Origin of the sequence: Microvirga lupini (genome assembly GCF_014191055.1) — a bacterium.
In the GTDB taxonomy this organism is placed as follows: Bacteria; Pseudomonadota; Alphaproteobacteria; order Rhizobiales; family Beijerinckiaceae; genus Microvirga; species Microvirga lupini_A.
This window is the reverse complement of sequence record NZ_JACHWB010000001.1, coordinates 807,342-831,138: the sequence shown is the minus strand read 5'-3', so window position 1 is coordinate 831,138 and position 23,797 is coordinate 807,342. Positions and strand designations below refer to the sequence as shown.

The window sequence follows — 23,797 nt, the reverse complement described above, 5'->3', positions numbered from 1 at the left end:
GCTGGACCATGCCAGACAGCGAAACATTTGATTACGTGATCATCGGCGCCGGCTCGGCCGGATGCGTTCTCGCCAACCGCCTGTCCAAGGATCCACGCAATGCAGTCTGCCTCCTTGAGGCGGGTGGCAAGGATAACTGGATCTGGTTTCACATTCCGGTCGGCTACCTTTTCGCCATCGGCAATCCGCGCGCCGACTGGATGTTCAAGACCGAGGCGGAAGCGGGCCTGAACGGCCGCGTCCTCAACTATCCCCGCGGCAAGGTCCTGGGCGGCTGCTCCGCCATCAACGCCATGATCTATATGCGCGGTCAGCGCGAGGATTACGACAATTGGCGCCAGATGGGCCTTGAGGGCTGGGGCTGGGATGATGTGCGGCCGATCTTCCGCCATCATCTGGACCACTACCTTGGTGCCGGCGAGCATCACGGTGCGGGAGGCGAATGGCGGGTCGAGGCGCCCCGCATGAGCTGGAAGATCCTGGACTCCTTTATCGACGCTGCCGTTGAAGCCGGCATCCCCCGCGTGAGCGACTTCAACACGGGCAGCAATGAGGGCATCTCGTATTTCCACGTCAACCAGAAGAACGGGCGGCGCTGGTCGGCCGCACGCGGTTTTCTCAGGCCGGCACTGTCACGCCCGAACCTGAAGGTGGAGACGCACGCTCATGCCACGCGGATCCTTTTTGAGGGCAAGCGCGCCATCGGCGTGGAAATCCTGCAGAACGGCAACCTGCGAAGGATCATGGCCCGCAAGGAGGTCGTTCTGTCAGCCGGCGCTATAGCCTCCCCGCAGCTCCTGCAATTGTCCGGGATCGGCAACGGCCCCTTCCTGCAGGAGCATGGGATCGACATCGTCCACCACCTGCCGGGCGTCGGCGAGAACCTGCAGGATCATCTTCAGCTGCGGCCCATCTACAAGGTCAGTGGCGTGCGGACCCTCAACGAGGAATACCGATCCCTGTTCAAGAAAGGCCAGATGGCGCTTGAGTATGCGCTTTTCCGTAAAGGCCCCCTCACCATGGCGCCCTCACAGCTGGGGGCGTTCACACGCTCCTCTCCGGACTACGCCACTCCGAACCTTCAATTCCACATACAACCCCTCTCGCTCGATAAATTCGGCGAGGATCCGCACCCCTTCCCGGCTTTTACCGCGAGCGTGTGCAACCTGCGGCCCACCAGTCGCGGAACAGTGCGGATTCGCAGTGGCAAGGCGGGAGAAGCTCCGTCCATTCGTCCGAACTACCTCTCGACAGAGGAAGACCAGCGGGTGGCAGTGGATGCCCTGCGCCTCGTCCGGCGGATCATCTCGATGCCGGCACTCCAGGGGTACCGTCCCGAAGAGTACAAGCCAGGAGCTCAGCTCACGAGCGATGAGGAACTCCTGAACGGCGCCAGAGACATCGGCACGACGATCTTTCACCCCGTGGGCACCGCCAGAATGGGCATCGACAGCGATCCCATGGCCGTCACGGACGCACGGCTGAGGGTCCGCGGTATTGAGAACCTTCGTGTCATCGATGCATCGATCATGCCGGCGATTACCAGTGGCAACACCAACTCGCCCACGCTGATGATCGCCGACAAGGGCGCCGCGATGATCCTGGAGGATCAGGCGCAAACCCGCGTTCAGGTTCTCCGCTCGGCCTGAACTCGGCGAAGAGCGACCTATTCGCGCAAAAAGAAAGGGAGCCATAGGCTCCCTTGAACGACACTTCCAAGCAAGTGGACACCGTCAGCTGGCGGCGGCTCCTCGACTTGCCGACAAGTGGCTCGCAGCCCAAATGGCCGCCTGCGTCCTGTTCTTGGCCTGGATCTTCCGCAGAATGGCTTTGACGTGGACCTTCACAGTGGCTTCCGTGATATCGAACTTGCGCGCGATGATCTTGTTCGAGTCTCCATCCATCAGGCAGCGCAGAATGACCGTCTCACGCACGGATAGGCCCTTTGCAGGCGGGTTCAACTCCTGAGGTCCTTCCGGAGCCGATGTCTGCTTGCTCTGCTCGACGCGGGCATCCTGCTCACGCAGGAGATCGATGATCGCACCGGGGAAGATGGCTTCTCCCAGGAGGACGAGATCCAGCGACTTGACCAGCACCTCATAGGATATGGACTTCTTGAGGTAGGCATCCGCCCCTGAACGGAAAGCGGTGAGCACCTGGTTCAGGTCGTACTGGTCGACCAGCATGACCACCTTTGCATTCGGGTTCTGCTCTTTCAGCAGCTTCGCCTGCCGGCACAGCCCCTCGTGATCGCGGCTTGCATCCACGATGAGCACAACCGTACCATTGTCGGGGCCGCACTGGGCGCTGACCTCATCGAGGGTTCCTGCCGCAGCTGAGGGAGCATACACAGTTTCCGACAGAATTCGTCTCAAGCCTTCCCGCAGCAGGGCATTGGGTTCAACAAGAAACGTCCTGATCGGTCTGGTTGCAGCATGGTCTGAACCAGTAGGCTCGATCGAACGCGCCAACTCCATATATCTGGAGTATGCGACATCCTTGGCCGAAGAGGCACCTGGATGAGGGAGGCTATCAAGATCGTAGGTGTTCCGCATTGCAGATGCCTTTCTGGTCTTGATTCGGTAAGGCAAATAGTAAAATTTCCCTTAAGTTATTTAGCTTATAATCTTATTAGAAGCAATCAATGCCCATTCAAAACATTTTAACAATCGTTCATCATAAGGTATAATCGGCTACAAAGTAGCAAATGCAAAGAACATAAATCTTCAAGAGAAGCTGGATTGGAGGCAAATCCGTATATAATTATGTATCAATTCTTGTTCAGAGAAGTGGCGTGACAGACTTTGACTCTCTGAAGATCAGAAAGATTTGTCTGGCAAAATCCTGATTCTAAAACTTAAAGCATCTTTCCACGCAAAACCGGTGCCCACTTTTGCGTTCGATTCTCTAGACTTTTGAGGGCATTTACACAGATCCAGGTGCGAGCTTAGGCCAAACGATACGTCTGGCCTGATGCCATTTAACCTTGCATCATGGATGATGAGGAGAACCTGTTGAGGCTCCGTTTCATAGGTGTCGGACTCGGCAACAGCCAATGGGACACCAACCTGCGTCACCCTACCTTGGAAGTCGACTTAACGCAGACCGTGTGCCGACAGCCTTTCACTGGATGACTGCAACGAGGCCTCTCCCCCACCGGAGAGATGATTGACCGCCCACATGGCAGCCTGAGTTCGATTGGCGACGCGGATTTTGCGAAGAATAGCTTTGATGTGCACTTTGACTGTTGCTTCAGCCACATCGAGCTTGCGTGCGATCACTTTGTTCGGGGCTCCTTGCATGAGGCACTGAAGGATCTCGGCCTCCCTGCTCGAAAGTGTCCGTATGGCCGATTCCTGGTTCTCAAGAGCTTGCGGCACATGTGCGGGAGGGATCATGATCGCTGATGCCTCCTTCAAAGTATCAGTCTCATGCCGAGTGTCGGAGATGGCATTGAGGAATGCAGCCGACGGAAATACCACCTCACCCAACATGACAAGATCAAGGTACTTGATCAGAGCCTCGCATCCAGTCGTCGCAAGACAGTAGCCATCTGCACCTGATTGGAATGCGGACTTCATGGCATCGAGGCTAAAGCTATCGGAGAGAACGACAACTCGCGCCTGAGGATACTGCTCCTTGATGGATGCCACCCCATGAGAGAGCCTCGATGGATAAAGATTTGCATCGAGGATGACGAGCAGCGGCGAACCGAGCACCTCCCGATCCAGAAGGATCTCGTCCTGTGTCATAGCCTCTGAGTACAGTTTAAAGCGCGTGCTTGAGAGGACATGCTTTAAGCCTTCGCGAAGCATGGAGTTCTTGCAACCCAGGACGGTGGTGATCGGCAACAGGTTTGACATGCAATGTGCCTTTTCCGCAGAGATTACCTCCAATTGTACAAATTAATGCTTCTTCAACCATCCCTAATAAAGAGGTAAAGAACTATGCTTAGGAGGTAGAGATCTCAGATCGGCGAAGCGTATCGTCCTAACAGAGTTATCGCACCTCGACCTTCGACAAGCTTACCCATTAGCCCCGGCCATAAGGGTACACCTGGTCCGGTGAGACCTTATTATACAATTATGCCCGCACTGCAGAGCTATAGAGCCTGCGATTGAGGCTGGCATCATAGTGTTATTTTACAACAGCTTCGCTTGCCTGGTCTGCAGGCTTCGCAGCTTGCTCGACGGAGTTTGTCACGGCAGGCTCTGTCATGGAACTCAGCGCAACGGCAGCGAGAGGATAACCGCTCTCCCGAGCACTCGTTATGAGCTCAACGGCCTTTCCGAGATCAGCCGCGACCCCTGTACCCGTCTTATACATGAGGCCCAATCTATACTTCGCTTCAGGAAGTCCTGCCTCTGCAGCTTGCTGCAGCAGAGCGGCCGCCTTTTCGGGCGAAGGATCAAGACCGATACCTTCGGAATAAGCATGGGCCAAGCCTATGAGCGCTTCTGTGTTGCCCGCTGCGGCTGCCTTGTCTAGGGCGGTAATGATGTCAGCGACAAGATCTCCTGATGGTCGCAGAGCAAGCAGACGCGAGAGGCTCTGCCCAGCGGCGAGATTGGTTTTGTCTTGAGCCGCGAGGCTGTACAATTGCACCGCCCGACGTTGATCCTCGACATTGCCGCTGCTGGAAAGCGCATTGGCCAGATGAGTGGCAGCGCCACTGTCGCCCCGTTCGGCAGCGATCCGGATCAATTGGCCTGCAGCATCGCGATCCTGAACCCCTCGTGTCCCCCTCTCAAGATCGAGGGCGACCTGATAGACAGCGCTGGGCTTGATCTGTGCTGCGCGTTCAAAGAACCGAAGAGCGGACGGCATATCTCTTGTACTTTCCGTGCCTAAGGCGAGAGCCCATCCAATCTCAAGAAGAGTGCTCCGCTGGCGCCCCTCGTTCACGCCATCGAGCCACTTCAGGGCAGTGGCCGCGTTGCGCTCCAATCCGCGACCAGTTCCGTAGGCATAGGCGACATGTGCCATGGCGCGTTCGTGCCCGACACGTGCAGCCCACAAGTACCATTCAGCCGCCTTCTTCGTATCAGCCGGGACGCCATCGCCGCGGTCATACATATTGGCAATGGCGAGAACAGAACTCGATGCCCCTCGGAGGGCCTCATACCGAAAGCGCTTTTCAAGCTTTGCGCGATCGTCAGAGCCAAGGATGATCTGATGACGAGCCATGATCTTGGCCATCAGGCGCGTCGCCTCACGGTCTCCACGCGCAGACGCAATCTTGACGGCATCAAGCCCGGTCACGAAATCCTGCGTGTCCATCTCTTCAGTCAGCGCTTTCTGCCCGAGCTTCAACAGACGCAAAGTGGACATGGCTCGAAGCTGCGCCTGAGTAGGCGGCGCAGAGGGCACGGCCGTCTGAGATTGCCTCACCTGTGATCCGCCGCCTGGGTTTGGAGAAGCCATTGTGGCCGGCGCGGTCATTGCCAACAGAGAACTCAAAAACACAAATTGAGTTGTTCTCATCATCTGCCTCTCCTACCGCCATATAGAGACGGTTACATCCGTCTTCCGTTCCGAAGCCGAGCTTACTTCCGGATTGCTCCCTCGGCCGTCTTCAGCCATTCCTGGGCCGCAATGGGATCAACATCCGTTCCGAAGCCGAGAGTCATGGCGAGGCTGAGACCCTGCATGGCCTCTGCATCGCCAGCTTTTGCAGCGCGTTTCAGCCATTCCGTGCTCGACTGGGCTGAGAGTTCAACGCCATAGCCGGAGGCATAGGCGCGAGAGAGTTCCTTCATCGCAGGTGTGTCACCAGCCTCCGCAGCTTTCTGCAGCCAGGAGGCGCCGACATCCGGCTGCGGAGGCAGTCCCAATCCGAGCTGCAAGCTGCGGCCGTATTCTCGCATTGCGGGTGCAAATCCACTCTCCGCGCTCTCCTTCAGAGCAGAGATCGCTTCCTCTCCCTCCTTGCCAGGAATGGCCGCAAGGCGAGACAGATCAGCCGCAACAGTGCCGTCACCGCTGCGCAGAGCCTTTGACAGCCATTCCACGGCCGCTTGAATGTTACCTTCTCCGAACTGACCGGATACATACCCACGTCCGAGGTACCGCATGGCATCAATACGCCCGGCATCGGCAGCAAGCCTGATATAGGCGATAGCAACCTCTTTATCCGCCATCCCACCGACCCCGTCGGCCATGGCTCTGCCAACCAGGAACAAGGCCGCCGGATCCCGCACACCATTTTGGATATGGCTGAGTGCCTTCTGCATCCAGTGGCGCGCACGCTCATCATGCTGTGCGCCAGGTGCCTTATGATAGGCCTGTGCGAGTTCAACCATATCCCGTGTTGCGCATACCGGCAGCGTCTCGACACGTGAAAGCCAACGCGTTGCTTCCGTCTCGTCCCGCGCAGCTGATGCAAGCGCAATGGCGGCCCGGGGGTTTCCAGCCTCCGCAGCGGCTTTCTTCCAATCCTGCGCCGTTCTTCCCGTTGAAGGCAGCAGGTCGTTCGGAGCTTCGGACAGCGCCAGCATGGCTGCGGTATTGTTCGCAGCTGCCGCTGCCTGGAGAAGCTGCAGACCTCGCGATACATCGGCGTTGTCGCCACGTTGGCCGATCAAAAGGCGTCCGAGCTCCAGCTGAGCGCCCGGCTCACCTTCCTGTACAGCCTGTTCGAGAAACTTCTTCGCAGCCCCAGCATTCCGGTCTTCGTCCTCACCGTTCTGGATTCTGCGCGCCAGAAGGAGCAGCGCACGAGACCGCCCTTCACCCTGTGCGAGCGCAGCATCCCGCCAGCGATCGGCCTCCTGGCTATCCTGCTTCACACCCAGACCCGACCTCAAATAATGGGAGAGCAGAATCATGCTTTCCCGGTCGCCTCGCTCCGCAGCTCGAAGAAGCGATGCTGCGTTCTTCTGAACAGTCCCTTGATCCGAAACATCTCGGGACGCGACGGCGAGAATGCTGCGCACATGCCCCATCTCCGCTGCACGGTCTAACCAAATCCTTGCCTGAGATGCATCGGGAGGGACGACGGCGCTGCAGGCATACAGATCTGCGAGGACCCCCATGGCTTCGGGATGATTGCGGGCAGCAGCCTCTTTGAGCAGCCGCAATGGTTCGTCCGGACGTCCCTCGTGCGGATAGTTCAGCAGAAGTTTCGCCATATCGGTCAGAGCCCCTACGTCGCCCCGGTCGGCAGCCCGGCGATAATAGGTCAGCGCTGCCTTGACATCCGGCTGCCCATTCACGCCGTTGGCGTAGAGGCGTGCGAGGCTCACAAGAACGCTCGTGCTGTGGCTAGGCAACCGGCTCGCCTTTACAAGGGCGTCTGCAGCTTTCGGCAGGTCCTGGGCAGCTCCGAATTCCCCGCGGTAGTGTCGCGCAAGAAGCTTATAGGCTTCAGGATCGGCATTGAGGCCGGCACGTTCCAGCCATGTGACGGCTTTCGACACATCTTTGGGTGCCTTGTCTCCCAGCATGAGGCGCTCGCCCAACAGAGTCATGGCACGAGGCCTTCCACCCTCCGCAGCCCGTTCGAGGTGATGAATGAAGCGGTCCGGACTAGCCTTGGCACGCTCTTGCAGATAGATCTCAGCCAGGGCCAGATCGGCGTTGGTATCGCCTTGGCGGGCCGCGGCCTCAAGCCATTTCACACCTTCCGGCAAGCCCCCGGGGACAAGGCTGTCGTCGCTGAGGATGAGCCCGATCCGGTAGAGCGCCGAGCACCGCCCCTTGCTCAACTCGCCGTAGAGGGTCTGCAAGGCGAGATTGACGAGATCGCCGGTTGCAGCCTGGGGCGCCGAGCCAAGACGCCCGCTGCGCTGCAGCCGGGCCAAGCTGATCAAACCATCGACGTGACCGGCTGTGGACGCAGCACGAAGCAGCCGCTCTGCCTCTGCCAGGCTGGCATTGCTGATCCGCCCCTGTTCATGAAGTTCAGCCAACAGAACGGATGCATCCATGTTCAGCATGGATGAAGCGGTTGCGAGATGTGCCGAGGCGCGTTCGGGGTCGACAGGTCCTGCAAGCGGATCGAGAAGCAGCTTGCCAAGGCGGAAATGAGCCCGCCCACGCCCCGGCCAAGCCCTATCGGTCAGGTCCTCGAGCAGGCGCTTCGCCGCGACGGGATCGCGCGTGATGGCGGAGTTCCCCTCCGCATACGCAATGGCCGCGTCATACATCTCTTCAGGATCGATGACGGGCTGAGACTTGTCCCACTTGCTCCAATCCCGGGTCAGAAACGGCTTGGGATCCGGCGTGCAGATCTTGCTGAAATCAGAGGCAGGCGCCAGGGATTGCGGCGGCAGAGTTTGTGCTTCGGTAAGGCTGCCCATGATCATGAAGGCGGCCAATGCTGTTCCGGAACGGCACAGCATCGATTGTACGATGCCGTATCTTACTTTCCTGCTGGTGGAACGGTTGAGGACCATCATTGCCGTGCTCCGTTCTACCTGAACTTGTTCCGAAGCCAGTTGCGCCACGCTCATCGTCACGTCGTCACCTCTCACCCCGGGTCTGCTGCAGATGCAGTGGACTTCTGCAGGGCCTTGGCAGCCTGCGAATGTCCAGCCTGCGCGGCCTTCTCGAGCCATTCTCGAGCCACTGCCTTGTCCTGATCGGACGTTCCTTGCTGATAGCGGACCGCCAGACGGTACATGGCGGCGGCATGGCCACTCTGCGCTGCCTGCCTGAGCCACCTTTCAGCTTCGCGAACATTCGGCTTCGCTCCGAGATCGTGAAGGCGGTAGAGTTCGAACATTGCTTCCGGCGAACCAAGCCCGGCAGCCCGCTCCAGCCACATCTTCGCGAGAGCCGGATCGGCGAGAGTGCCGAAGCCCTTCATCAAGGCTCGCGCCACCTCGATCATGGCTGGCTGTGAGCCGGCCTCCGCCGCGCGAAGGTACGATGCGAATGCCCCTTCTGCATCGACCGCTGCCGCAAGGCCCGACAGCTTCGCGCTGCCGAGCTGGACTTTTGCCTCAATCACTCCGGCGTCGCCGGCTCGAGAGAACCAATAATCCGACTTCTGACTATCCCTCTCCACGCCCCCACCGTAGAGATATGCGGTTCCAAGGCGAACCTGCCCATCCGGATCACCCTGGCGGGCCGCCTGAGCATAGAATTCAGCAGCCAGACGCCTGTCCAGGGCAACACCCTCACCTCGGGCATAGGCATCACCCAATGCGATTTGAATCTTCGTATCGCCCGGTTCTTCGCTGTAGATTTCACGATAGAGAGCGAATGCCCGAGCAGGATCACGTTGCATCCCATCACCATCCCGGTAGGCTTTGGCGAGAATGAAGCGTGCACCATCATGCCCAAGCTGGATAGCGCGGCGGAACAAAGCCTCAGCTCGCACGGGATCGCGCTGCAGGCCAGTTCCCTGCAGGAGAGCGGTGGCCAGCAGCGTCATCGCTTCCGCGTCGTTCTTGCGGACCAAAGCTTCCAAAGCGGAAGAGCCGTGCTCAATCGAGGCCGGATCTGGAAGCCGCAGATACATCGAGGCGATCCTGCTCGCCTGATCGTCCTCCTTCGCCATACCTTTTTCGGCGAAGGCGAGCCACCGGCGGGCAGCACTTTGCTGATCTGCCGTCGCCGACCCAGAAAGGTAGAGCTCTGCCAAACTCAAGGCTGCTTCCGCACTGCCGCTATCGGCGGACCTCTTGAGCGTCATCTCGGCAAGTGCGCGCTCTCCACGAACCAAGTAAAGCTTTGCCAGGGCTATGGGAGCACGAGCATCGCCGGCGCGGATTGCCTTCTCAAGTGCATCGCGAGCCAAGTTGAAATGTCCTGGGCCGCCAGCGCGAGAGTAGAGCGAGCTCAGCTCGACCATGGCAGAGCCGCTGCCGGCTGCCGCCGCACGGCTGAACCATGTGGCCGCAAGCGCCTGGTCCTGAGGCACTCCCCTGCCCTCATTGAACATCTTGCCAAGGCGGACCATAGCGATCGCGCTGTTGGCTTCCGCGGCCTTGCGGTACCATTCCAGGGCCCGAGGAGCCTCCAGCCCGGCGGAACGGCCGACATAGACATCTCCGAGACGGATATAAGCCACAGGAGATCCGCTCTCCGCCGCTCTCCGGTACCACTCCATGGCTGCGGCTTGTGATTCCGGAACCCCATGGCCATGCAGCAGCGCGTCGCCCATCGTTATGGCTGCCTTCACATGGCCGCGTTCAGCCGCGGTCCTCAGCCGGTCAATCGCCGAGTGGATCATTTCGCCTGTTGCTACGTCCTGATGGCTGAGCACAGTGCGGGCGAACTCATAATATGCTGCCGTATTGTCGCTGATTGACGCTCTGTCGAAGAGTTTCAGCGCAAGTGGAACATCGCGATCAATCAAAACACCATCACGCACGTGGCGTCCGAGAGCCAGAAGAGCCGTTACATCGTCGTCCGCCCTCTGCAGCGCCTCAAGCAGGAGGGTCTTGGCAGCTGCGCGGCCCTCATTACCATACTGGCTGCGGATCTCCGCTGCCAGAACCAACGCGCGCGGCGCTTTTGTATCGATGGCGCGGTTGAGCCATCGTTCAGCGGTATCGTTCTGAACGCCGAGAGCAGCGCCATTATAGGGATCCTCAGCCAGGATCATGGCAGCCTCCACCGAGCCGCGCTCGGCAGCCTTCTCGAAGGCAGTCCGGGCCTCCTGCGGCTGGCGCAGGGGTGACTTCGGATCGAGACGCAGACGACCCAGGCGCAAGGCAGCTTCCGCATCACCGAGTTCGATGGCACGCTGATACCACTCGATCGCAGCGCTCAAGCGCTCTGGACCATCACCTGTTGTCCGATAGTGATCAGCCAATGTCCTCGCCGCTTCGGCCGAACCCTGCCTCGCCTCCTGGAAGAGAAGCCTCAATCCCTGGGTTGCAAACACGGTCGCCTTGGCGGGATCAGTCTCCAAACGTGCCAGAGCGAGGCCCGAAGGACCATGCTCAAAACGCAAAGCGATCTGATACAAATTCTTCGCCGCTTCGATATCGCGTTTTCCTCCAATGCCGGCTTCCATCAAGCCAGCCAGAATGAAGGGCGCTTCACGGTTCTGCATCGCCGCGGCTCGGCGCAGAAGGTCTATTGCCTTCTGGATAGAAGGCTGGTCCTTGTCGCGTGACAGGATCATCTTGGCTCGGCGCACGGCGGCAGAAGGCCAGTGCATTCCCTGCACTGCGAGCGCCTGGTCATAAAGGCGCTCTGCCTCGTCAAGGCGCCGAACTTTGAGAGAATTGGTTTCGCTGACCGGAGTTCCATCTTGGAACAGTTGCGCATGCTCGACCAGGGAAGCGGGATCGCCACGCTGTTTCAACTCTTCCAATTTGGCCGTTACAGCACGATAGCGAGCCTTGATTTCGGGACTTGTTGAATCCTGTGCCTGGAGTACCGACGTCGAAAGGATGGCGAGGAGCGCGACAGTGCTGGCGAGGAGCGATTTGATTTCAGCCATCAGCGTCCCCAGAAGCATGTCGCATTGCCGCCAGCGAATTCATCGATAAGGGGTCGCTCAGAGCGGATACTGCGGACGAACAATGCTTTTAGCCTCTTTGTCGCAAGCCCCGCTCGATCCCGTACCAATAGAGGCTCGGTCCATGCCATATAGTGACGCCCATGGTTGCGTTTCGTCATGAAGCCCAAATCCTGGCGGCGGGCGTCCGTCTCCCCACCTGGAATGTAGTTCTCGGACGCATAGGCCATGACGACGTTGGGCTCCGTTATGCCATTGAGGAGGTAGGACACGATGCGGTCAAGATTCACCTCTCCAACGCGAAGGTCGTAGAGATCGGTGCCGCGCGTGGCAGCCACCTCCGCCATCACGACCAAGCTCGCCAAAGATTGACGCATGTACCAGAGAGCCCTGGCGCCTCGCCGGGACTCCCGGGCGAGGCTTCCGTCAGGGCGTGCCTCCGCCAGGATTGAGCGATAGCGGTCATATCCTTTTGCGTAGAGAGCTTCGTCTCGAATGACAGCCCCCCAGGCCATCAGCAAACTGTCTGCGAGGTAGCGGTGGTTGTTGCGGTCGACATCGCCTTCAAAGGATTGATCGGTCTTGCGAACCAGGGGGTCGATCCACTCGGACAGCACCCGCTTGTGTTCCTCAGGAAGTCCGCGCTGCAGAACGGAATAGGCCGCGACAGTGGGCAGAAGGGCACGTTTCAAGGCATGATAGGCGTCATATTCGACCTCCATATCGGAGAAAGCCTTTGCCTTGGCCCACGCGAGCAGAAGATCGCGCAGTGAGGCTTCCGAAGCGGCATCGCCTGCAAGGGCACGTCCGGTGAGGACCATGACAGCCCAGGCAAAATCATTGGCAGCCCCGTCCGTTCCGTAACCCTCACTCGCCTTGAGACGATCGATAGGCTTGAGGCTGCTCCACGCGGGGTCGCGTGGTATGGCAAGGCAAGCCGCGCGAGCGCTTGTGAACGCGGGCTGAGCCAGAGCGGCCCTGCGGAGTTCCACATCGAACAGTCCATACCCCTTGTTCTGAGCGTGGGATGAACCGATCGTCAGGAGATTCAGCAGAAGGACGATGAAAACCGATTTCATGCTGCCTCTATATACCTTGAGATGTGCTGGAGAAGGCACGATGCTGAACGCTCCCACTGACATCCGTACAGTCTGATCCCCCTTGAGACCTGAACACCTGGAGCTCACGGCCTCCCTCGAAGAAACCCTGATCCCGTAAGCGGCATACTGAAACCGGCTTTGCCGGGCGGCATGTGCTTGCGACAAGAACATCGGATTGTGACGTAAGGCGCAGAATCTGACCTTCCAACCCGCGGATATCTCCGCCGAGAAGACGTCGGGACTGCTTCACGAACCTGTTAGAGGACAGGGCCAAGCTCGACACACCCTGGACGTTGATGCCGACGCCATTCGCCGAGAAGCGGTTATGTCTGAGAGACAGGCTGGCGAGTGGAAGATAACTGACGGTATCCGCGTTGCGGTTCTCTCCGCCCTTCTGCGTCAGAATGTTGGCGATATAGGCGCTGACGCCAGAATTGGCATTGGCCTCGATCCGATTGGAATAAGCTCCCACATCGACGCTGTTACGCACCTTCAGACCGTCTCTCCTGTTGCTCGCAAGAAAATTGTTGGTCAGGACGTTGCAAGAGCTCTCGAAGACGGTCACTCCGTCCTGATCGTTCCGAAATGAGCTGTTGGCATCAATGACATTGTTCGTGCTGTTACGATCGATAACTATTCCTGAACCGGCATTATCGAATGAGATATTCCCGATTACCAATCCTTCGTTGACCTCACGAGAGATAGTGATCCCATGCCTTTGCTTTGTATTATAGAGCGTATTGAGAGCGATTACGCTCTCTCTCGTTCGATCATGAGTGTCTAAGGCATAAACAACATTGTCACGAAACTCGTTGCCGATAACTTGAATGCGCTCTGCCTCGTAGGAGTGGAAGCCGACATGCAGGTTATGGAACACGCTATCGACCACAACGCCTGTAGGTCGCGCTTGGTCTCGTAGCTCCGCCACGCGCTCCGGTCCTGACGAGTAACTCAAGCCAAATGACTTGGCGTTATCATAGCCCAGGGCCATGAGAGTGGATGAAGCCACGTTCATGCGTCCGTCTCCCCAGGTGAGGAGGAACGGACGGAACTTGCTGGATGTATCAGGACCGGCCCAGAGGGGCTCCCTTGCTTTCTCGTCGTATCCAACAACCTCGGCATCGATGATGTGAACACTACCGGCATTGACGATAAAAGCGCCAGCATTGGCGCTGAGACGATAAGTCAGGCTGTCAAGGCGGGACAGAATGAGCGTGGCTCCGGGAGCAACAAAAATGGGCGCGCGCACTGTCACAGCACCTGAACCATACTCGATGAGATCCCGCGCTTCGGTGCCTTGCAATTGGCGGGCAACCATTCCTAGTGTCGCGACACCACTTTGAACCACGATAACCCGAGGCGACGACAATCCCTGATGCCGGATTGCCTGCTCCAGGCGTGCACTCCCCTGCTCATCGTCCTCAAAAAACCTTGCGATGTAGGGATTGTGGTTCGCGAATGTGCTTCCAACCACTGCGCCCGTGGGCCATGGGGTATCAGTTCTGACATCTGCAGCCGTCACGAAACTTCGGGGGATCTGCCCCACTGCATTCATGGGCTTTCCAGCATCTCCCGCGATAAGCGCTAGACCTCTTCTGGTCTGGATCTCCTGGGCTGTTTCCTCAGGGCTCTCGGAGATGGATGCGACCGTTTGCACGTCCTGCGATATGCCGATACCGGGCTCCTCCGCGGCCGGATTCCTGAGACGTTCAGCCAGCATCTCGGCCAGACGCCGGAAAGTCGTCAGACGGAGCCTTTCGTCTTGGATCGAGCGGATCAGATCGGCAGCGTGGATCCCTCCCTCTTGGAGAGTGGCGAGCTCAAATGCGAGCTCCGCCTTGTTCTCATCGCCTTGTATCTTCTTGATGCCTCGCAATAGGAGAGCCTCTGGAACCTCACCACGGCTCCTTTTCCTGATTAGATCTTTTACCTCGGCTGCAACGACCAGCCGTTCGGCACGTGCGCGAATGTCATCATCCGTAATACGCCTGGCGAGCTCAGCTGCCTGAGCCCTATTTACCTCTAATGCCAGAGCCCTGACGATCTCCAGGAGCACCTTATCCCGCGCCCCTGCCTCCAATCCCTCTGTCATCCTAACGGCTTGGTTCAACACAAGGTCGCTCATTTCCGTCTTGTTCTGCTGCCTAGCCTGACGCCCAATTTCCGAGAGGGCCGCAAGACGGTAACCTGTATCCTGGATCCGTTCAGCCAGCTTCATCGCTTGCTCAAACTCGCCGGATTGGGAGCGGGTGCTGGCGGCGGACGCGAGAACACGTCCCACATCCTCTGTTCCAGCGAGCTCAGGGATGAGCTGCACGGCGGCGGCAACATCTCCAGATTTTGCTTTCGCTTGAGCAATTCCACTCAGCGCATGGGAGCGGTCGTCTCGCTGAACAAGGCGCGGCAATAAGGCCTCTGCATCGGCTACACGGCCGCGATCCGCGAGCGCTTTCGCTAATTCACTGAGGGCAGCCGATCCCTCTGCGTCAGACCCAATCCGGCTGGAATAACCCAGCGCCTCGTTGAGACGTTCGGATCGTGTGAGTACCCGAACAACATAGGGCAGAAGGGAGCGTTGCAGGGTTTCAGGGTAAGTATCCACTAGTCGCGTGCTTGCGGACAAGAGCTGCTCGGCCATGGCATCATAGCCGTCCTGCTTCAGGGTAGCGGCGAGTGTCAGCTGGATCGAAACCTTACCGGAGCTGTCCTGCATGGCGTTGAGCATGTTGGCAGCCTGGAGCGGGACACCCCGGTCGACATAACTCCTGACAAGCGCCCCGATAGCCTCATCCTGGCTGACGGAATCGAGGATTCCCTGCGCAGCCATAAGGGCTACCCTGTCCTCTTTCTGGGCAATCGCAGCATCGATGAGACTGGAAAGCAGATCATCTCTTGCTTTGCTGTCCAGAAGCGAGAGCGCCATCAATGCGCTTCCAGAGAGATCCCCATTCTCCGACCGCTTCTTTGCCTCTGCCGCCAGCTTGGCGTCCGTAGCCTTGTCCCAGGCACTGCCCTTGAGCTGCATTCGTGCCAAATCGTGGCGCACATGAGCGCGGTCACGGGATTGAGGAAGCCGTGTAACGGCACGGTCAACCAGATCCCCCCCCAATGGTCCCAGCCCGGCAGCTACGCGGGCTACAGCCTTGTAGGCCCCCCCTCGTGTTCCTAGCTCGGGAATCCGATCAGCCGTGTCTAGCGCAAGGGAGGCATATCTCAGTGCACGATCCTGAGCACCGGCCTTGGCATAGGCATAAGCGAGATCCACGAAGGCCGTTGAACGGTAAGCTGGCGACCTCTGCTCGCCGGCAAGCTGATGCAACCATACGCCGACCTCCACACGATCCGCAGCGGATGTGGCGCCGGTGATATCCCCAAGCGAAGTCTGCAGAAGGAAGGAGCTGAGAATGTCATGGCTCAATCCGTCATCTGCAAGGCGCATGAGTTCGGCACGGGCCCCATCACGCAACTCCGAGGCCCCTGCACTATCCTGACCAGCAAACTTTTCAAGCAGCTTCACCCGGGCTCGCGCGACCTGATAGAATCCGGCCTTCTGCTTCACGCTGAGGCCACTTTGCTCCGCAGAAAGAAAGGCCTGACGGGCTTCTTCTGCGAGGCGCGAGATTTCATTGCCGCTCTGTGCCATGACGCTGGAAGTCAGCGCCATGGACAGGAACAGGGAGACAATACGCAATAGACTTCGACCGTCAGATCGTGACGATGCGATCATACTGGTCCTCCAGACGCACGATATCGTCTTCGCCGAGATAGGTGCCGCACTGGACCTCGATCAGGTGAAGCTCGTCGTCGCCAATGTTCTCCAGTCTATGAACATCGCCTTTGGGGATATAGACCGACTCGTTGGCCTTCATGACAAAGACCCTCTCGCCGACAGTCACACGCGCCGTGCCGGAAACAACCGTCCAGTGCTCAGAGCGATGATGATGATACTGCAGCGACAACCGCCCTGCCACATCGACGACGATGTGCTTCACCTGGAAAGTCTCACCGACGCGCAGGGACTCATAAGAGCCCCATGGGCGCCGCACTCTCTTGTGGAGGTTGGCCTCTGGCCGCTTCGCTGCCGCGAGCTCAGCTGCAAGACGTCCGACATTCTGAGCCTGATCCAAGGAGCTCACGAGAACAGCATCCGCCGTGTCGATGACAACAAGCTTCTCGACTCCCATGACGGCAACAAGTCTGGAGTTTCCGAGAACATAGCTGTCGCGCACCTCCTGAAGGAGGGTGTCGCCGCGGGAGACATTTCCGTTGCTGTCCTTGCTTCCCACATCCCATAAAGCCGCCCAAGAACCAAGGTCGCGCCATTCCGGCGCCACTGGAACGCAGACCAGTCGGTCGCTCCGCTCCATGACAGCATAGTCAATCGAGATTACAGGAGCCGTATCGAATTCAGCAGCAAGACGGATTGTGTCGTTACCGCGCTGGGCTGTCGACAGAGCCCGGCGGGCACAGGCCAGGACGTCTGGCGCATAACGTTCAAGCTCTTCCAGAATGGTCCGCGCGGTGAACATGAAGATACCGCTGTTCCAGAGATGACGCCCCTCCGCTACCAACGCCTCAGCCGCATCTCGCTTCGGCTTCTCGACAAAGCCCGCGACCTTGAAGCTGGATTCGTCAAAAGCCTCGCTGACTTCAATATACCCGAAACCGGTCTCAGGATGAGTCGGGCGAATACCGAAGAGAACGATCTGCCCTCGACGTGCCGCGACTGCGGCTTGCGCCACAGCTTTCGTGAACACCTCATTCTGCTCAATGACGTGATCGCTCGGTGCGACCAGCATCAAACGGTCAGGATCCTCTTCCGCGATCAGAGCCGCCGCGGCCGCTATGGCGGGGCCGGTACTTCGGACACATGGTTCGACCAGAAGCCGGGCCGACCCTGCGCTCAAATGCCCGATCTCACGCAATGCAAGATCGCGATGATTGGTGTTAACGACGATGAGAGGCTCTGCGTACTGCTCCGTGCGGAAGCGCTGAACCGTTTGTTGAAATAGGCTCTCGCTGCCAGAAAGAGCGTGAAATTGCTTTGGTTCGCTGGACCGAGAGACTGGCCATAGTCGAGTGCCTGAGCCGCCGCACATGAGAACCGGGATGATATTGTCCATTGTTGATCTCCAGAAAATCCAAGTGATGTCCTCCGGTGATGGCCCGGGATCGTTCATTCCCCAGAACTGAGCCCGGCTAGCCGCCTTCCACTCTCACTTTGAGGCTCTGTGGCCTTTCTTGGTGCATCGGCCGTCGCGCTGTCCTGAGACAGGATAGCTGCAATCTTGTTTCCTGCCCAGTTGAGGGCTGTCTGCAGCTTGTTGGCGGCAGATCCGATCGAAGATCCTGAAAACGTGTTGAAGACGACGGATACAGGCTGACCGATCATCGACGCGCCGAGTTCACGGCCAGGCGCCAACTTGACAATCAAGCGGCCCTCAAGCGAAGGATCTTCGAGGGATGGCAAACGCTCGATATTGGCTTCCCTTACGCGAGTTCCGTCAGCATATTCGATGACCGCATTTGCTCCCTTATAGAACCGCAAGGCCTGATCCTGCGGAATGCTGGCGGTAATGTAAGGGTTACTTGTCTTCTCCCGTAGCGTAATGATCGGCGCCCCCTCCCGCACAAAGTTGGTGGCCCGGCTGTACCGCGCCTGAACCACGCAATTGCAGGGACTATCGATGACGATGCTGTTGCCCTGCGCCCCTTGAATTGTGAGGAGCGGCTCGCCGGCCTTGACCTCGTCTCCAGCGGCGACAAAGGTGAGTTGGCCGTTCGATGGAGCCGGCACGTTGACCAAGTCGGCGGTGATCTGGGCCGATTGAGCTGGGATCAGGAAGAGGCGGTCGAACAGGCTCGTTCCGATGAACCCCAGGAGGAGCAGTGTCGCCGCACCGATGCCGATGTAGCCCGCAGCGCTCCGGCCACGGTGAACGAGGCTAGCCACAGCCCCTTGGGGTTGAGGCTGTGGAGGAACCTCACGGGTCTTCCCTTCATTGCGCCGTGAGACAACATCCAGCACATCCCCTGCCTCCACGACCTCACCAGCAAGATAGGCATCGAGGACAAACCGCAGAAGACTATGCTGGCGCGGCGAGACATCGACGAAGCGCAAACCAATTCTGCTGTGCTCGCTGGCGATGTAACGCACCTCCGCATTGATGGGTAGCGTCAGTTCATAACCACTAAACGGAAAGGCGAGTGTAAGGTCGAGCACCTGCCCAGGCTTCGTGTCCAACGATCCAGTGCGAAGCCCCAGACCTCCAACCGAAATGTCAACGACTGCGAGTTGCGCTCCCTTGTGAATGCAGTTCACAGGCAGGCGGTAACGAGGATGCTGCCTCTGAACCTCTGCCTCGTGCGTAATTCTCGTCATTGATAAACTCTCCAAGCGGCACCGCTATCATTAGGGAAGAAAGAACATGGAATTCGGCGTCGGAAGGACATTCATGCTCCATGCCAAGACCGAGACAAATGCGATGAGCGCAACGCTATGCATGTATGCGGACATAAGATTGCTCGCGATCAGGGGACGCTTTGCCCCAATCGCAGTTGTTGTCTTCTGCCGTGTCCATTTCTGACGGTCGAGACGGAACGTCACGTGGACTTTGATCAGCGATCCGAAGATCTGATTGAAGTAGAGAAGGAAGGGATAGAAGACTGACACCCTTTGGCGGGATGCCAGGAGCGAAAGGGTCAGGATATAGCGGGTTGTCAGGATCCAGAGCGCGTACAGAAGGAGTGCGTACCCGCTGATGAAGAACCCGGCGAGAAGTGCAACGAAAAATCCGACAAGCGAGGTCCACATCGACAGACGCTGATCAAGGATCGACCACCACGTGAACAAGCCGATTTTCCGGGGTCCAAGAGCAAGAGCCCTCGCATTCGTGCGCAGCATGTTACCGAACCATCGCACCATCAGCATGGCTGCGGCCGAGACAAAGTTTTCCGATGGTGGATCCTCTACCGTCAGAACGACGATATCCGGCACATAGAGCATCTTGTAGCCGTTTCGCAGCAGCCAGAACCAGCTCGACTTGTCGTCGCCGGTGAGGAACTTGAAACGGCCGAGGCGCCAATGATCGACATAGTCAAGCTCAACTTGGCGGATGAACTCCGGATCGCACACAATATTTGCACGGAACATTGACATGCGGCCAGTCAATGTCAGGACTCGCTCTGACAACCCTACGGAGGACATGAGTGTATGCCGCTGTGCGAAACGCAGTGCGTACCATTCTTGGAAAATACGGCTTCCCCTGACTTCGCTCAGTTCATCCGTGGTCAGAGCGCCGACTTCGGGGTCGAGCCGGAAGAATCCGGCACATTTCTGCACGAGATCGCGCGGAACGATACTGTCGCCGTCGATCACAGCGACAACATCATCCGCTGCCGGGGCACGTCGGGCGACGGCCCTGAATCCGTACGCGAGAGCATCCCGCTTGCCTGTTCCCGCAATCCTTACGACGACCAGATCCACTTTATCTTGCTGGCCACAAATCGCTTGAAACAAGCTCTTGATCAGCCGTTGATCACCAGCCTCGACGATCGACGCAACGACGGTGGCCTTACCAGGGGCAGCCAGGGCGGCCTCAAAGGCTGCTCTGTAGACACGCGTCGTAACAGCACTGTCGATCCGAAATGTCGTTACAAGGAGAAACGCATTCGGAGGATCGAGCCTGATCGCCTCGTCGGAGGCCTTTCGCTGGCTTGGAAAGATCAGCTTCCGGAAGATGAGCGCGCGGATGAAGTGCAGCAGGCCCCATCCGTAGCGCCACATGGCAAGTATTCCGATAGCTCCAATCACGCCAGACCCGACAGAGACATACGCCTCAGGCGGAAGCGCGGCGGCAAAAGCCGCCACGGCAACCACATAGAGAATATGTGCCCCAACCGACTCCGAGAGGCAGACACTGCCGTTGTTACCAGCAGATTCCCTGATAGAAGTCACCTGAACACCTTGTCTGGTCGATGCGAACGAGATCAATAAGAGGCCGGTCATCCTGCACGATACTCAGCAGGCGCTTAGCCTCTTCACGATTACCAAGGACAAACGCGTCAGCGTGATCGATGACCTCGTTAACATCGGCCGTCAGCAATGAAGCCAGGTGAGGAAGATGCGCCTTCACGAACTGAAGGTTCGCACCGGTCAGCTTGGAAACCTGGATGTTCGGGTCATAGATGCGAATATCATATCCACGACCATAAAGCCGCTCCGCAAGCTCCACCAGCGGGCTCTCACGCAGGTCATCGGTCTCAGGCTTGAAGCTCAGGCCAATGATGCCAATCCGGCGCTTGCCCGTTGCGGCAACCATGGAATACGCGCGCCGCAGTTGCTCCTCGTTTGCGTCCATGGTGGCATCAAGGATCGGCGTTGGAACATCCAGCTTTCGAGCGGCAAAACGCAGAGCGCGCAAATCCTTCGGCAGACAAGAACCGCCGAACGCGAACCCAGGCTTCAGGTAGGCTTTTGAAATGTTAAGCCGATTGTCTGCGCAGAGCACGTCCATCACGGCGTGGCCATCAATCCCTGCTTCTTTGCAAATATTGCCGATCTCATTGGCAAAGCTGATCTTGAGAGCGTGCCACGCATTGTTGGTATACTTCACTGCCTCAGCCGTGCGGATGGAGACGATCCTCGGCTCGACTTTGAAGATCTTGTGGATTTCAACCAGTCGATCCACCGTTGCCTGATCATGGCGTCCGAAGATGATGGCACCTGGATCATAGTAATCGCTGATAGCGGTGCTTTCTCGCAGAAACTCCGGATAATAGGCAACGCCGAACCCTACTCCGGCCTGGCGTCCGGACGCACGCTCGAGCGCAGGCAGAACGATGCTCTCCATTGTCCCAGGTAGGATCGTGGAGCGCATGACGACGGAATGAAAGGAGTTCTTCTCCCGGATCGCTGCGCCGATCTGCTCAGCGACGGCGCTGACATATGAGGTGTCTAGAGAGCCGTTCGACCGCGAAGGTGTTCCAACGCACACGAATGAGATGTCCGTTCCATTCACGGCTTCGCGCACGTCGCTTGTTGCCATAAGGCGCCGGTTGTGAATTCCACTCTGTATCAGTTCACCCAATCCCGGCTCGACGATCGGGCTGATACCTTCATTGAGAGGGCCCACTTTCTGAGGATTCGGATCGACTGCGATGACGTGATGACCATCATTGGCCAAGCACGCCGATGAGACCGCTCCGACATAGCCAATCCCAAAGACACTAATTTGCATTAGGCTGTTCCTGCCGACTAACAGTGAAATCAAGGCGCCCAAAAGATATGCGCCGGGTGTAGCCCAATAAATACTCCTGCTTTACTCAAAAGCGCTTCACTATTTCGGCTGGAGAGATACCCCATACGGATTAAGTAGAGAATTACTCCCATCAATAGATCATGCTTAACTCATAAGAGTATGCGCACCCACTTGATTATTATATTGCATCGCACACAGCATGAATTACAAAACTATACGCTTGTTGTGCTTTATGATTCATATGTTTAAACGAAATAATGGGGAAGATAAATTAGACATGTGAGGCAATTCCTGTTCAAATTGGTGTCCCAAGGAATAACCTTCATCGGGTTCTTCCTTCAGGCCTCCCAGGCTGCGCCCTCCAGGCACATCAAAACTCATGCTTAATCTCGATGAGAGCATCTTGATCTGAAGCTGTGATTTCTCATCAAAACTGAAGACTTCAAGCCTCATTGGCCAACTAGGCCATGCGGCGCTCTATATCGGTCTAGCCCATTTGAGTGAGGTAAATATCAAGGGTTATCTGTGCTCCTGCGACTGCCCCAATTGGCTAATTTTTCAGCGACGCAGCAGCCAGCCTCACAATGATCGATTTCAGAATACCATTTTAACCCATGGTTTAGGAAAATTAGTCACTTTCGTCCCTCAGGACATGCGACCTTCCACTCTCAGCGTCAGAACGATTTTTATAACGTTAAAGGACCTCTAGTCCCTTAGCAGAAAACAAGCCGATCAAAGGCTCAGAAATTTTGGGGCATATCAATTTTGACTACGTATTCATCATACGCGCCAAGTCGCTTCTTCAATCTGAAGCCTTGGAAAATTACTCTTCCAACAGATCGGAAAGGTGCTTTCTCAGGCACCGCCTATGAGGTGAAGAACCTTAATGGCTACGCAGATCCGGAATACTTCTACATGGGGTCTGACGGAGCTATGGTCTTCAAAGCTCCCGTGCAAGGAGCAACGACGACCGGCTCACGATACGCGCGCTCCGAGCTTCGGGAGATGAGTGGTTCGGAACGAGCAGCATGGACTGTCATGCAAGGTGGCTTCATGAAGGCGACCCTCAAGATCGACCAGGCACCAAGCCTCTTCAACGGGACAAAGGGACGTGTTGTCGTCGGGCAAGTTCACGGGCAAGACGACGAACTCGTTCGTCTCTATTGGGAAAAAGGCACACTCTACTTCGTGAACGATATTGCAGGTGCCACGGGTCAGGAAACGAAGTTTGCTTTGACCAGCAAGATCGGCTCAAAGCCTAATGTCACTCTCAACGAGAGATTCACCTATACGATTGATGTCACAGCCGATCGTGTAAAGGTGACTGTGTTGGCTGACGGCCAGACCTATATGGCCTCGGACAAGGTCAATCAGGCGTGGAGAGCCGATGCGTTCTACTTCAAGGCGGGCACTTACCTCGGAGTGAATGAAACGCAAGGAACCGGCTATGGCCAGACGTCTTTCTACGAGCTCAAATTCAGCCACACGAGCAACGCGTCTCAAGCCTTGTTGAAGAATGCTGCCCTTCCATCCACGTCGAAGACATACGCTGGCACGAGCAAGGCCGATAAGCTCACAGGCTCAAGCGGAAACGACAGGATCGAAGGCAAAGGTGGCAATGACATGATCTGGGGCAAGAGCGGGAACGACATTCTTGTCGGGTCGTCCGGTAGGGATGCTTTTACGTTCGACACAAAGCTCGGAACCAACAATGTCGACGTCATCCTGAACTTCAGCACCAAGGACGACACAATCCGTCTCAATGATACTGTGTTCAAAAAGCTCAAATCTGGAAGGCTTCCGCCGGAAAGCTTTAGCATCGGCTCAAAGGCATCGGATGCACAGGATCGGATCGTCTACAACAACAAGACGGGCAACCTGTTCTATGATCCCGATGGATCCGGTCCAACTCGTGCCATCCAGTTTGCCAAGATCGACAAGAATTTGAAGCTGACCGCAGCTGACTTCCTGGTCATCTAGCAGGAATCACTCTGTTTCAAGCGGCACTCGCGAGCGTA

At 57.5% G+C, this 23,797-nt stretch carries 13 protein-coding genes; 2 read left to right on the top strand and 11 right to left on the bottom strand.

Going from position 1 to position 23,797, the window contains the following annotated elements; all coding sequences use genetic code 11:
* Positions 1 to 8: 8 nt before the first annotated feature.
* The gene (locus tag FHR70_RS04155) at positions 9 to 1,649 is read left to right on the top strand and encodes a GMC family oxidoreductase (RefSeq protein WP_183447380.1); all 1,641 of its coding nucleotides are present in this window, start codon (positions 9 to 11) and stop codon (positions 1,647 to 1,649) included.
* Between the two features lie 84 nt (positions 1,650 to 1,733).
* Here the strand turns inward: FHR70_RS04155 and FHR70_RS24265 are convergent, their stop codons facing one another.
* The 11 genes from FHR70_RS24265 to FHR70_RS04100 all read right to left on the bottom strand — a co-directional run bounded on the left by FHR70_RS24265 (position 1,734) and on the right by FHR70_RS04100 (position 21,758).
* On the bottom strand, positions 1,734 to 2,351 hold the full coding sequence (locus tag FHR70_RS24265; RefSeq protein WP_210277462.1) for a LuxR C-terminal-related transcriptional regulator: 618 nt from the start codon (positions 2,349 to 2,351) through the stop codon (positions 1,734 to 1,736).
* A 744-nt stretch (positions 2,352 to 3,095) separates the two neighbouring features.
* Positions 3,096 to 3,863 (bottom strand): LuxR C-terminal-related transcriptional regulator, encoded by a 768-nt coding sequence (locus tag FHR70_RS04145; protein ID WP_183447376.1) that lies wholly within the window; start codon positions 3,861 to 3,863, stop codon positions 3,096 to 3,098.
* A gap of 274 nt (positions 3,864 to 4,137) precedes the next feature.
* Positions 4,138 to 5,487, bottom strand: a complete 1,350-nt coding sequence (locus FHR70_RS04140) for a tetratricopeptide repeat protein (protein ID WP_183447374.1) — start codon at positions 5,485 to 5,487, stop codon at positions 4,138 to 4,140.
* 59 nt (positions 5,488 to 5,546) lie between these two features.
* Positions 5,547 to 8,399 (bottom strand): tetratricopeptide repeat protein, encoded by a 2,853-nt coding sequence (locus FHR70_RS04135; RefSeq protein ID WP_183447372.1) that lies wholly within the window; start codon positions 8,397 to 8,399, stop codon positions 5,547 to 5,549.
* Positions 8,400 to 8,470: 71 nt separating this feature from the next.
* Positions 8,471 to 11,401, bottom strand: coding sequence for an SEL1-like repeat protein (locus FHR70_RS04130; RefSeq protein WP_183447370.1), 2,931 nt, complete (start codon positions 11,399 to 11,401; stop codon positions 8,471 to 8,473).
* On the bottom strand, positions 11,401 to 12,498 hold the full coding sequence (locus tag FHR70_RS04125; RefSeq protein WP_183447369.1) for an alginate lyase family protein: 1,098 nt from the start codon (positions 12,496 to 12,498) through the stop codon (positions 11,401 to 11,403). Before FHR70_RS04125 ends, FHR70_RS04130 begins: the two co-directional genes overlap by 1 nt.
* A 7-nt stretch (positions 12,499 to 12,505) precedes the next feature.
* Positions 12,506 to 16,246, bottom strand: a complete 3,741-nt coding sequence (locus FHR70_RS04120; RefSeq protein ID WP_183447368.1) for a right-handed parallel beta-helix repeat-containing protein — start codon at positions 16,244 to 16,246, stop codon at positions 12,506 to 12,508.
* Complete coding sequence (locus FHR70_RS04115; RefSeq protein WP_246407865.1) at positions 16,224 to 17,618, bottom strand: mannose-1-phosphate guanylyltransferase/mannose-6-phosphate isomerase; 1,395 nt, start codon at positions 17,616 to 17,618, stop codon at positions 16,224 to 16,226. The genes FHR70_RS04120 and FHR70_RS04115 overlap by 23 nt, the downstream gene beginning before the upstream one ends.
* Before the next feature lie 77 nt (positions 17,619 to 17,695).
* Positions 17,696 to 18,901, bottom strand: coding sequence for a PilZ domain-containing protein (locus tag FHR70_RS04110; RefSeq protein WP_246407863.1), 1,206 nt, complete (start codon positions 18,899 to 18,901; stop codon positions 17,696 to 17,698).
* 30 nt (positions 18,902 to 18,931) lie between these two features.
* Positions 18,932 to 20,527 carry a glycosyltransferase gene (locus tag FHR70_RS04105; protein ID WP_183447358.1) on the bottom strand — a complete coding sequence of 532 codons (1,596 nt, stop codon included), beginning with the start codon at positions 20,525 to 20,527 and terminating at the stop codon, positions 18,932 to 18,934.
* Positions 20,448 to 21,758, bottom strand: coding sequence for a UDP-glucose dehydrogenase family protein (locus FHR70_RS04100; RefSeq protein ID WP_183447356.1), 1,311 nt, complete (start codon positions 21,756 to 21,758; stop codon positions 20,448 to 20,450). Before FHR70_RS04100 ends, FHR70_RS04105 begins: the two co-directional genes overlap by 80 nt.
* Positions 21,759 to 22,544: 786 nt before the next feature.
* Between FHR70_RS04100 and FHR70_RS04095 the strand changes: the two genes are divergently transcribed.
* Positions 22,545 to 23,759: a polysaccharide lyase family 7 protein gene (locus FHR70_RS04095; protein ID WP_183447354.1), complete on the top strand. Its 1,215-nt coding sequence runs from the start codon at positions 22,545 to 22,547 to the stop codon at positions 23,757 to 23,759.
* Positions 23,760 to 23,797: the final 38 nt, after the last annotated feature.